Source organism: Krasilnikovia sp. MM14-A1259 (assembly GCF_047159535.1).
Lineage (GTDB): Bacteria > Actinomycetota > Actinomycetes > Mycobacteriales > Micromonosporaceae > Actinoplanes.
Genome location: NZ_BAAGAJ010000002.1, coordinates 2,176,539 through 2,187,819 on the forward strand (window position 1 = coordinate 2,176,539; position 11,281 = coordinate 2,187,819).

Sequence of the window (11,281 nt, forward strand, 5' to 3'; positions counted from 1 at the left end):
TTGCCCCTTGGTGGCGGCGGGAGGACCGGGTATGGCGACGCGCAAGCAGCTGGTGGTGGTGCTGCCCGGTATCGGCGGCAGTGTGCTCGCCGATCGGGCCGGCCGAATCGTATGGGCGCTGGAGCCGGGCGGGTTACTCGGCGCTGGCCGTGATCCGGGTCGTCTCAGTCTCGCGGAGAACCCCGACCTGCGCCCGGTGGGGCTGGTTCGATCGCTGCAGCTTTTGCCGGGCTGGTCGGTGATCCGCGGGTACGAGCGTCTCGTCGAACAGATGCGCCGGTTGCCAGGCACGGTGGTGGCCGACGGCCCATCCGGCACCTGCCCGGACGCGAACGTGGTGCTGTTCCCGTACGACTTCCGGCGACCTGTGGCGCACAACGCCGAGCTGCTCGCGCAGGAGGTCTCGCAACGCCTCGCGCATCTCGGCGGCAATAGAGAACACCGGGTCGTCGTGGTCGCCCATTCGATGGGCGGGCTGGTCGCCCGCTATTGGCTCGGTCCGCTCGGTGGCCACCGGTGGTGCCGCGCCCTGATCACTCTGGGAACGCCCCACCGTGGTGCGCCCAAGGCCCTCGGGATGCTGGTGAACGGCCCGCCGCTCGGCCTCCTCGGCGCGGTCACCGGTGTGCTGCGCGAGTGGCCGAGCGTGTACGAACTGCTGCCGACTTACCCGGCGATCTTCGACCCCGCCACCTGCACCTCCATGCAACCTGCCGAGCTGCCGGTGCCCTGGCTAACCGCCCCGGCGCGACGTGCCGCCGAAACCCATGCGGCGATCGCGGCCGGGTGGGAGCGGATGCCTCGCGGCCTACCTGAGGTCGAGCCGCGGCTGGGCTGGAGCCACGGCACGCCGAACGCCGCGTTCTGGGAGAACGGGCGGCTGCGCGTCACGAAGGAGCCACCGCACTGGCTGGATCTGACCGCATGGAAGCACGACAAAGGCGACGGCACGGTTCCAGCGTTTTCGGCGCTGCCGCCTGAGATGGAGAGCCACACGTCGGCGTTCCGCCGGGAGAAGCAGCGGCACACTCCGCTGGCGTCGGCCGGTTTCGTGACCGAGCTGGTGGAGTCGTACGAGCGATACGGAAGCCGGCCGCTGGCCCCGATTCGCGGAGACGAACGGCCCGCCGCACTCGGTCTGGACCTCGACACCGAACACGCCGCCGGCCGGCCGATCGAGTTCCGGGCGTCGGTCGAGGGCATCGCCGAAGCGCCGTCCACCATCACGGCCGCGCTCCGCGCCGATCACTCGGTGGTGCAGAGGGTGCAGCTCACCGCCGACGCCGCGGGCGGCTATCGGGGCGAGTTCGGCCCGGTGCCACCTGGGTTCTACGACATGCAGGTCACCGCCGCGGGCCTGTCAGGCGCGGACCGGCTGACCGTTGACGACACCGTCGCGGTGGTCGACGAGTGAGCGCCTGGCCTCGGTGGAGCCTCGCCGGGGAGCCGGCGGCGCTCGCGAAGTACGTGCAACCGGGCGCGGTGGCCGAACACCTCGCCCTGCCCGGCTCGTCCAGCTCCGACCCGGCGATCCGGTTGGCGGAGGTGTATCGCGTCCTGGCCGCAGCCGGCATCCGATACGCCCACGAGGCGCCGTCCGACGAGCCCGGCCGGCGGCAGGTTATCCGCACGCCCGAACAGGTTCTCTGGTCGCCCCGCCACGGCACATGCCTCGACCTGGCGATCGTCCTCGCCGGGGCCGCGCTAGTCGCCGGCCTGCACCCGATCATCATCATTGTCGCTCCGGCGGGCCGCGAACCGGCCCACGCGCTGGTGGGATTCTGGATGGCCGATGACGACTCCCTTCCGCTCGGCGCCGCCGCCGGCGTGTGGTCTCACCGCCCGCCACGACTGGACGACCTCGTGCAGACGCGCTGGGACGAACCGGCCGACCTGGTGGTTCTCGACCCAGTTGGCTTCGCCATGGCTCTTCCCGGCACCACCGTTCCCGGGGCAGGGCTGGACCTTCCGGCGGCCGTGCAGCGCGGCGCAGGACTGCTCGCCGAGCGCGGATGGTTGCTCGGCGTCGACATCGCCACGCTGTGGCGCGCCCAGGACGCGCTGACCCTTCCCTCGCGTCCCGCGACCGACCCCTTGCGCGCCGGCTACGTGGAACCGGCCGACGACGGCCCGCTGCGGCTGTTGCGCGCCGACTACGGCCTCATTCCGTTCGTGGACCGGGCCGAGCTAGCCGAGCTGCAGGACTTCTGCCGGCGCATCGCGGCCAGCGACCGCACCGGCGTGGTGGTGCTGACGGGCGCGGGCGGGGCAGGCAAGACCCGGCTCGCCTTGGAGCTCGCCGAGACCCTGTCGGCGGCCGGCTGGCACGCCGGGTTGCTGCGGCCCGCTGCGACCCCGGACGATCTCGCCTGGCTCGGATCCGGCGTCGCGCCGCTGCTGGTCGTTGTCGACTACGCCGACGCGCAGGTGCCGCGGGCGCAGCAGGTGCTCGCCGCCATGCAGGCACGACTGCAGAGGCGCCCCGCCGTGGTGCTGCTGACCGCCCGGTCAGCAGAGGGCTCGTGGTGGCGGGACGTGATCACCGATCTTCGCGACAACGGTCACCCGCACGAGGTGCACCACCAACCACTGCCGCCCCACCACCCCGCCGGTACGACAATTCTGCGCGAGACGATGTCCCTGCTCGGCCACGACGACGCGCAGCCGCCGGACGTCGAGCACCTCGAAGGCATCATCGCCAACCGACTGACGACCCTCGACTTCGTCCTGCTCGGCTGGTTCGCGACCACGAACGGTGGTCCCGCGCCGACCGGCCTCGACGCGCTCTATGACAGCGCCCTCGAGCACGAGCTCAGCTATTGGCGCCGCGCCTGGTCGCGCATTCAGCCAGCGAGCGAGGCGCCGGACACCCTATTGCGAAAGGCGGCGGCCTTCGTGACGCTGCTGGCGCCGGCCCCGGACGAGGCCGCAGTTGGCAACTGCCTAGGCTCGCTGAGCGAAGCGGGACCGGACCGCGTCCACGACATTGCGCGTACGCTCATCGTCTGCTTGAGCCCGGGGCCCGGGGAACAACTGTCCGTCCGGCCCGGCCCGGTGGCCGACCACCTGATCCGTACCCTGCTTCGCCGCGACCGCGCCGCGCTGACGACCCTCCTCACAGGGCTCTCCCCGGAGGCGGCACGCCCCGCGCTCTACCGGCTCAATCGAGCGACCCGCGCCGACGACGCGGCGGACGCGGCCGCGCTGATGGCAGAGGTCGTGCGCGCCGCACCCGCCCTGTGGCGGCGGCTGTTCATGATCGCTTACTTCCAGACCGGACCGGCGCTGAGGGCAATGATGGAGATCGTTGGCGACGACGGCATCGTGCCGCTGGACGAGCTGGCCGGGCTGATCCCGCCGGAACATCCGGCCCTGTGGCAGCTCGGCCTGGCGACAGACCGGTTGCGGCTGCAGCGGCTGCGGCTGGATTCCGACGCCGACGCGCCGCTGATCGCAGGTGCGGTATCGAGCCTTGCCATCCGCCTGAGCAAGGCGGGAGATCTCGACGGCGCCCTGACCGCGGCCACTGACTCGGTGCGGCTGGCGCGCGAGCTCGCCGCCGGCGACGAAAGCCACCGCCGGTTGCTGGGCCGGACCCTCAGCAACCTCAGCAACCGGCTTAGCGAGCTCCGCCAGCACGACGCCGCGCTGGCGGCGGCCCGCGAGTCTGCCGACATCGAACGAGCCTTGGCGGACGGTGGTCACAACCACGAACTCGGCGTTGCCCTCGACATCCTCGGTGTGCGGGAGAACGACGCCGGTGACGTGGCCGCGGCGCTGGCGGCCAGCACAGAGGCGATCGCTCACCACCGTGCCGCCGCGCCGGCAGCGGGCACTGACCGGTACGCCGAGTTCGCCGCATCGCTGTACTTCCATTCCGATTACCTGGCCGCGGCGGGAGAGCATGAAGCCGCCCTGCGTGCGGCCGAGGAGTCCGTCGGGATGGCCCGCATCGCCGCAGAGCACGACCCGGTGCAGGTCGTACGCCTGGCGGAGGCACTGCGGACGCTGTCCGCCCGGCAGCAGACGCTGGACATGGCGCCCGCGGCCGTGACCACCATCGAGGAAGCCATCGCCCTCAGCCGAATTCTGGCGGGCGCGCATCCGAGCCACTACCGGCCCATGCTCGGCCAGTACCTGCTGGCGGCGGCGGGTGCCGACGCCGCCGCCGGTGACCGAGCGACGGCACAGCATCGCGTGGTGGAGGCCGTCGACGTGCTGCGGGAGTGCCGGCGGGACGGCGCCGCGCCAGGCCCGCTCGTGCCGGCCCTGCTGGATCTGTCGGAACGTCACGCGTTCGATGGCAGGTTCGACGCGTCGCTAGACGCCGCTCGCGAGGCCCTCGACACCTGTCGCGCATCGGCCAGCGAAGGCCCAGCCCGGGACGCGCTGTTGGCGGCATGCCTCTACACGCTGTCGGAACGACTCGCGGCGAGGCTCGATCATGCCGGGGCGCTCCACGCGGCGGAGGAATGCGTGGCGCTGATGCGTACACCGGCCGCGGATATGGAAGGTCTCGCCAGCGCGCTGCGCATGCTGGCGTTCCGGCAGCACGCTGCCGGCGACAACCGTGCGGCCAGGGCAGCGCTCACCGAAGCCGCCGGCCTATATCGCGAGATGGCCGCCGGAGACGCACCGCCAGCCGACCTGCCACGTTGCCTCAAGGCGCTGACCGATCTGCACGTCGCCGCGGCGGACCTGGACGCCGCGTTGCTGACCATCACGGAGTCGGTCGACACGTACCGCAGCCTCGACGATCCTCTCCTCGCAGAGGAACTCGCCAGTGCGCTCAACGCCCTGTCGTATGTGCAACGCCGCACCGGCGACGTGGCCGGGGCGCTGGCCACGAACCTCGAAGCGGTGGCGCACCTCCGCCAGTCGCCCGAGTCGCGCGGGCAGCAGACAGAACTGGCCCTGTCGCTGTCCAACCTCTCCAACCGATACGCGGAGATCGGACTCGTTCGTAAGGCCCGCGCGGCGATCGACGAGGCGGTGGAAATCTACCGGTCGCTCGGAGCGGACCAGGACGCCGAACTGCGCCCTTCCTTGACGATTGCGTTGCCCAACCAATCCGCCCGGTACAGTGGGGGGCGGGGCTAGGCTCGCAGGATAACGGCCAGAACCGCTCGAACCTAGGCGATCGAGGTGTGGCGACTGAGCCTGGCCACACCCCGCTACACGGGATGGCCGTCTACCGACGACGCCACCGAAACAGCTCGGCTACTGCCTTAATGATGCTCGGCCGGTCCTTCGGGTCCGACCGACGAAGGGCGCTCGTGATCACCACGATCCGACCCACCACCGACGCACCAACCGCCAGGGCGACAGCCCACGGTCCCTGCTCGACAACCGGCTGAAGATCTGTCAGCACGGCGCACGGATCTGCCGCCGATCGGGCGCAGCGCCGAGTGAAGTCATGACGCTTCGGGCAGCTGGCCCACGGCGCGAGCGCCTCGTTGCGTCGCCGTGAGTGCGGCTGGTCGGGGTTCACGGCCGGGCTCAACGGAGGGCTTCCGGTGTGGACGCATTCCATTGGGATCGGAGGTCGTGAGGTTGTCGGGTGCCGGTCAGGGTTCGACGAGCGGAGCCAGCGGCGGTTGGTGGCTGTGGCGGTGCCGTAGATCAGGCGGGCGAGGTCGGCTGCGCCTTGCGGGTCGTCGGCGCGGCGGATCGTGGTGAGGATCGGGCGGACTTCGTCGAGTTCGATGCCGGCGCGCAGCAGCACGTAGTGCAGGAGCAGGCCGCCCAGGCGGGCGTTGCCGTCGTCGTAGGGGTGGAAGAAGGCGATGTCGAGATAGGCCCGGGCCGCGCGGGCCGCTACCGGGATTGTCGGGTCGGTGGCTTCTGACAGGCATGATGCGTACCGCCGCTGGGTGTCGGCGTGTAACCCGTACCGGTCTCGGCCGTTCTTGGCGAAAGCCGGGCCACGGCGGAAGTCGGCGGCCGGGATGCCACGCAGCGTCCCGTTCCAGCGGGCCGTCAGGTCCGGGGTGAGGCCTGCTCCGGTCGTCGCCGCGTATCTGGCGTCGGCGTAGGCGGCCAGCAACAGGCTCTGCCGTCGCCGGTCCTCGCCGATCGTGGCATGGGTGGTGAACCCGTCGCGGGCAGCGGGAACCGGGGTCTGCAGGTGCGGGACGAGATCGCGCCATGGGACCTGCTCGCGGACCTGCTGCCAGGTCGTGAGTTGGTCAGGCACCGGCCGCCTGCCCGGCCAGGCGCTCGGCCACCGACGCGATGAGTTCCGGGTCCGGCTCGGACCAGCTGTTGAACCGGCCGCCGATTGCGTGGTCGAGCAGCTTCTTGTGCTCGCCTGGGGCGATGCCTGCGGCTTCGAGGAACCAGCCGAGGACGGTGGTGCAGCACGAGTACCAGGCGGACTCGTACTGGGTACGGTCGCCGACGGCGGTCACCAGGTGGGCGACCGCGCGTTCCCAGCCGTCCAGGTCGCCTGCGGCCAGCGGCAGGAACCGGTCGAACCGGTCGGCGGTGTCCTCCAGCCAGTCGCGCCACTCGATCAATGCGGCACCGACGAGGGCGGCGGTCGCCTCCGGGGTCGTGACCGAATGGGAGAAGCAGCACCAGTTACCGACCGGCCCACCGTCGAGGTCGCCTTCGCCGACCGACCAACGCCAACCGACCGCCCACTGCCCGTACCGCTTCGCGAAACCAATCGACACGCTCTCCAACCACAGGTCCCGCAGTCGCCAGTCCGCGCCCTGGGCCGGGAGACTCTCAGCGGTGACCAGTGTGGCGACCACGGTCGCAACCGTCGCCGGATCGAAGTCCCAGTCTCGCGGATCGACGTCGGCCCAACTCAGGCTCGCCGGGTAGGGAACGCCGCGGGTGAAGCGCCCGGGGTTGAGGCGGCTGATACCGGGTGCCTTCACCGCCCGCCAGGCCACCGGGTCGCCGGAGCTGTCGGTTATGGCCGGGGCCGCCGCAGCGAACCGGCCACGAGCGTCGGTGGCCAGTTCGACGGTCAGTTCGTGCCAGGCCACCACTGCTTCGGCCAGGCGATTCAGGGTCTCGGCAGGAGTCGTGATCGTCAGCTCCACCTCCCGCCAGACCGGGATGACCCCCCGGCCCGGGAAGTCCTCGATCACCACCGTGTGCTGCCAGCCCACCACCCAGTCGCCGAGGCGTTCGACCAGGGCCTCCGTCATCCGGTCCCACCAGAAATCGGCGAGGCGCCAATCAGTGCCGGCCGGCGGGACCTCAGCAGCCGGTGGCAACGAACGCACCAGCGCAGCCGCACCTGCCAGGTCGACATCGGGGCGGGCGGCGGGGTCGACGTCACGCCAGGTGAGCCGCTGAAAATCAGGCAAGTGGACACGGTCAGTGGCCAATGCAGTCAGCCTTCCGTTGGACAGCCGGACAGCATATCGGACCGCCACGTCCACTCGTCGGCAAGTTCCCGGCAGCGCCTGGAACGCTGCTGGGAGGTAGCGGAGCTAAAGCGGCCAGAGAACAATCAATCACGTGATCGAAACGCCGGCCGTCGTCAACACCAGCATCCTCTTCCGCTTTCCGCATTGGCCAGCCGGACGAGGTGGTGGTCGACTCATTGGTCCAGCGGCACCGTGACGAAGCCGTCGGTCCACCCGGTCTTCGTCGAGGGTGAAGGGGTTGATGAGGAAGCAGTCCGGTTCGTCGCGAAATCCGGGTAGCTTCTGGGCGCAGAAGATACGCTCCTGGGCCTTCTGCTCGGTGGAGTAGACGCCGAGGATCTTGAGGTCGTCCCCGTCCTCCTCGTCCCACACGAGTTCACCATCCTCACCACGATGCTCGGTCGGCCTGCCGTCCAGGAATGGCGCATGGCGAATGTGCCAGAGCAGGAAAACGTCCACGAGTTGACCATATAGCCGGGTGATCATCGCGGGCCCCGGCCCGGTGGCCAGTGCGCTCTCATGCCGCATTCCGCGTGCGTTCTGCCGGCTTGTCGGTGACGCACCGTAGTCCGCGGGAGACTCACTTCGGACCACGCCGATCACCAAAGTGACCAGATTCCGGTTTCGCCCGTCACGACTACTGCCCACGCCCACGGCCCTGATCAACCACAGAGTGGCCAACCAACTCTTGCAGAACGGGCCAATCAAGCGTTGAAGTCGCCTCCAAGGGGCGAGCTCATAAGGCGTGAGGCGTGCCAACTAGCCGTTGTAGTCACATGACTTGTGACTGCAACGGTTAGTACTGCAACCCGACGTTGCGACTTTGCGCTGGGCTCGCTCATTGAGTGGTCAGGGGTGGTGGGGGGTGCTTCACCACTCACCTACGTTGGCGTCGGAGCGGTTTACGAATGATGAGGACAGCGAGAAGGCCCGGCAGGGCGCCGAGGAAGCCGACGAGAAAGCCGATCCAGGTGAGCCACGGCCTTGGTGGGGTGTCCTCTCGGGCCAGTTGCTTGCTGGTGCGGTATTGGCCGAGGTCCCCGACGCGAACCTCGGTGCCGATGTCTGACGGGGTGAACACGGCGTCGACCGTCAACCGGCTGGCCGCACCGTCATCCCATGTGATCGTCGCCGAGCATCGATACCAGGAACCGAATCCGCGGTTAGTGATGGGGCCATGTTGGTTGCACGCGTCGACGGCAGCTCGGCCAGTGCGTGTGGCGTCGGTGTAGTCGCGCCCCGCCAGTCGGATGAGAGTGATCGATGAGCCGATGAGTATGACCGCAAGGGCCACGAGCCCGATGAGGAAGACGGCTGACCGCATGGCGCTGCCCTCGCGCCCGCGTACTACGACGGCAGATGGATCGGAGGCTGCGGCCTTCCGCTCGGCTTCTTCGCGGTCAAGCTCCGCCTCTAGTGCCTTGCGTTCGGCGGCGCGTTTGGCCATCCGCTCGTCGTGCGAGTCCATGGTGACTTCCTGCGTCAGAGGGGAAGGTGGATCGGCTCTGGCTCGGGGTCCTCGCCCGTCAGCGTAGAGAGTCCTGAGCCTGTGTTCTGCACGGCGTTGCTCCGGCTCGAATCACGTGCAGTGTCGGCGATCACCTGATCGACAGTGCCGTGCACGGACACGTGGCCCTGACTGAGAAGCTTGTACGCGTCCTTGAAACCGCTCCAGCCTTTCCCTGCGGTCCCTGCCGCCTCGATCCGGAACGCCTCCAGTCGCAGCACATTTCGATTCGCCTGCGCGACCTCTTCAAGCAGGCTCTGCATCCGCTTAGTGAACAGGCCAACTTGCTTGATCGAGGAGAACAACTGCTTGAGCAATCCGAGGATCTTGGTACTGGTTTTGGCCACCAGAACGGCAACTTCGGCCGCCACCTTGGGAATCAGCACGACTGTGGCAGCCTGAATCGCCTTGGAAATGCAGGCACCCACGACTTCAGCGACGATGTCCCGAATCGTGTTACGTACCACGCCGACCAGCGCGCCCATGATCGTTGTTGCCTTGCTCATGCCGTCGGCAATTTTTCCTATCGCCTGAATGGCATCGGCATGGTCGTGTGCGCGTTGCCGGTATGCCTCCGCCGACTCAGCGGCCCAGACCGCCGTGCTGCGATTGACCTCGGCAACGAAGAAGTCGGTGGCATCGTAGATGCGTTTTTCGATGTTCTTCCAGCTTTGCGCGTGTCCCTCGATCGCCTTGGGGTCGCCCATCAGCCGGTCGAGTGGTTCGCGGAGGCAATCGAGGTGTTCCATGAGCCAGCTGACGCCCGCCGCGAAGACCGCTTGGAGCGGGTCCATTATCGCGCCGATGGCCCCGAGTCCCGTGGCGACTAGGTTACCTGCAAAACCAAAGCCATCGAGATGGAATCCGCTATCGACGACACCGCAGGCCGACTCGAAGATTCCCGCACCTTCGTAGCCTTTGGTGGCGCTCTCTTGCGCAATGAGGCCGGGCCGGCCGATGGATGCCGCGCCGGTCATGATCCGGCCGCCCGGATCCGTTGGGCCGCGTCAGTGTCGGTGATGTCGACGGAGTTGGCAACGGATCGGATGACGTCCGCGAGATGCATCGTCGCATCCGTTCCGTTGCGAAGCTCTCGTGACGCGTAATCCTGGGGGATGTTCAGCAGCGGCACGATTAGCTTACCGGGCCACTCGCCGTAAACCTCGTCGTGGAGGTCGAGGAATCCAGCCGCGGCCCGCGCTTCATCGACCATGTCGGCAACCTGATCGACCATTCGTGCGTGGCTGCGCACGCCGTCCGTGTCGATGCTGAGGTCAGGCTGAGTCATCTTTTCACCGCGTCTCTTCGTCGTCCGACGGCGTGGGGAACTGTTCGCTGTAGGAACCGGCGATGAACGCGGCGGTTGGTGAGTCGGAGCCGTAGATGCCCTTCACCAACTCGCCCATCTTTTCGGCCAACTGCGCCTGTGCGCGGCGATTGGTCGCCAAAATGGTTTCGGCCAACTCGACAGCCGAAAGTCTCATTGCCCTGTCAGCCAGCCGCAACCCGGCCAAACCGCCCGAATGGTTTACCGTCACCACAGTCTCGCCGTCCGCCGACTCGGCGCTAGCGGTGACTTCCTGCATCCGGCGGCTTAGCTCCAGGCTGGTTTCTGCCTGCTGTTCGGCCCTGTACTGCCAGTCAGAAAGCAGGTCCTCGGGGTCTTGCGGCACGGGCTGCCCCCTCACACGAAATCTGTAAGCCCACGCGACTTGTTGATCACGGAAGACGGAGCCTACCTGGCTCGCCGTCCGCCTGTGGGGCCTCAAAGCGGACCATTTCGCGCAGCCCGTCCCGGGCTGTGACCTCGAATAACAGTCGAACCACACGAGTCGGGCCGAGACGTACTCAGAACGGTCATCCGATCCGGCGCGCGATGTGTGGCAGGATCCGACCCTTGTCCCCAGCGAGGAGAGACCTGTGGCCGTCTGGCCGACCAACTCGGCCACGCCGATCCCGCCATGACCCTCGCCATCTACCTTGGCCGCGACCCGCTCGGCGATAAGGCAGACCTGGCAGCCCACCTCTGACGAGCACCACTCGGCGCATGCACGAACGTCACATCGTCATCGGCATGCCGGCACACTTACCCGGGTGCCAAGGTGGCCGTCAGCTCTCAGCCCTCGGAGTCGATCTGAGTCGTTACGGCGGTCCAGGCGAGCCAAGCCCGCGCCCCATACCTGCCCGGGGTGTCAGCGACGCGGGAGGAGGCGGGTGCCGGCGGCGACGAGTGCGATGCTGATGATGACGAGCAAGATCGTGGTGACCAGGTGATGCAACGCAACCGCGAGGGCGATGGCGCCCACCGCCAACAGCAACAGCAACACGGCGAGCACGGTGCGTCCAACCTTGGGTGCCGTCGTGCTAGTCATGAGACACTCCTCTT

At 68.3% G+C, this 11,281-nt stretch carries 10 protein-coding genes; 2 read left to right on the top strand and 8 right to left on the bottom strand.

Annotation, left to right across the window (positions count from 1 at the left end; translation table 11 throughout):
• The first annotated feature begins 31 nt into the window (after positions 1-31).
• Entirely contained in the window at positions 32-1,414 is a 1,383-nt protein-coding gene (locus tag ACMCNK_RS09400) for a lipase/acyltransferase domain-containing protein (RefSeq protein ID WP_412736006.1), read from the top strand.
• Positions 1,411-5,100, top strand: a complete 3,690-nt coding sequence (locus tag ACMCNK_RS09405) for a hypothetical protein (protein WP_412736007.1) — start codon at positions 1,411-1,413, stop codon at positions 5,098-5,100. The genes ACMCNK_RS09400 and ACMCNK_RS09405 overlap by 4 nt, the downstream gene beginning before the upstream one ends.
• A 91-nt stretch (positions 5,101-5,191) precedes the next feature.
• Here the strand turns inward: ACMCNK_RS09405 and ACMCNK_RS09410 are convergent, their stop codons facing one another.
• The 8 genes from ACMCNK_RS09410 to ACMCNK_RS09445 all read right to left on the bottom strand — a co-directional run bounded on the left by ACMCNK_RS09410 (position 5,192) and on the right by ACMCNK_RS09445 (position 11,267).
• Positions 5,192-6,196 (bottom strand): hypothetical protein, encoded by a 1,005-nt coding sequence (locus tag ACMCNK_RS09410; protein WP_412736008.1) that lies wholly within the window; start codon positions 6,194-6,196, stop codon positions 5,192-5,194.
• Positions 6,189-7,325 (bottom strand): hypothetical protein, encoded by a 1,137-nt coding sequence (locus tag ACMCNK_RS09415; RefSeq protein WP_412736009.1) that lies wholly within the window; start codon positions 7,323-7,325, stop codon positions 6,189-6,191. Before ACMCNK_RS09415 ends, ACMCNK_RS09410 begins: the two co-directional genes overlap by 8 nt.
• 150 nt (positions 7,326-7,475) lie before the next feature.
• Positions 7,476-7,847, bottom strand: coding sequence for a hypothetical protein (locus ACMCNK_RS09420; protein ID WP_412736010.1), 372 nt, complete (start codon positions 7,845-7,847; stop codon positions 7,476-7,478).
• Positions 7,848-8,265: 418 nt separating this feature from the next.
• On the bottom strand, positions 8,266-8,856 hold the full coding sequence (locus tag ACMCNK_RS09425; protein WP_412736011.1) for a DUF6346 domain-containing protein: 591 nt from the start codon (positions 8,854-8,856) through the stop codon (positions 8,266-8,268).
• A 14-nt stretch (positions 8,857-8,870) separates the two neighbouring features.
• Complete coding sequence (locus ACMCNK_RS09430) at positions 8,871-9,872, bottom strand: hypothetical protein (RefSeq protein ID WP_412736012.1); 1,002 nt, start codon at positions 9,870-9,872, stop codon at positions 8,871-8,873.
• On the bottom strand, positions 9,869-10,183 hold the full coding sequence (locus tag ACMCNK_RS09435; RefSeq protein WP_412736013.1) for a hypothetical protein: 315 nt from the start codon (positions 10,181-10,183) through the stop codon (positions 9,869-9,871). Before ACMCNK_RS09435 ends, ACMCNK_RS09430 begins: the two co-directional genes overlap by 4 nt.
• Positions 10,184-10,187: 4 nt before the next feature.
• Positions 10,188-10,568 carry a YbaB/EbfC family nucleoid-associated protein gene (locus tag ACMCNK_RS09440; RefSeq protein ID WP_412736014.1) on the bottom strand — a complete coding sequence of 127 codons (381 nt, stop codon included), beginning with the start codon at positions 10,566-10,568 and terminating at the stop codon, positions 10,188-10,190.
• A 519-nt stretch (positions 10,569-11,087) separates the two neighbouring features.
• On the bottom strand, positions 11,088-11,267 hold the full coding sequence (locus ACMCNK_RS09445; RefSeq protein ID WP_412736015.1) for a hypothetical protein: 180 nt from the start codon (positions 11,265-11,267) through the stop codon (positions 11,088-11,090).
• Positions 11,268-11,281 lie beyond the last annotated feature (14 nt).

Coding starts and splice junctions, on each gene's coding strand:
- ACMCNK_RS09430 (WP_412736012.1), bottom strand. CDS start 9,872: ATGACCGGCGCGGCATCCATCGGCCGGCCCGGCCTCATTGCGCAAGAG.
- ACMCNK_RS09435 (WP_412736013.1), bottom strand. CDS start 10,183: ATGACTCAGCCTGACCTCAGCATCGACACGGACGGCGTGCGCAGCCAC.
- ACMCNK_RS09425 (WP_412736011.1), bottom strand. CDS start 8,856: ATGGACTCGCACGACGAGCGGATGGCCAAACGCGCCGCCGAACGCAAG.
- ACMCNK_RS09445 (WP_412736015.1), bottom strand. CDS start 11,267: ATGACTAGCACGACGGCACCCAAGGTTGGACGCACCGTGCTCGCCGTG.
- ACMCNK_RS09400 (WP_412736006.1), top strand. CDS start 32: ATGGCGACGCGCAAGCAGCTGGTGGTGGTGCTGCCCGGTATCGGCGGC.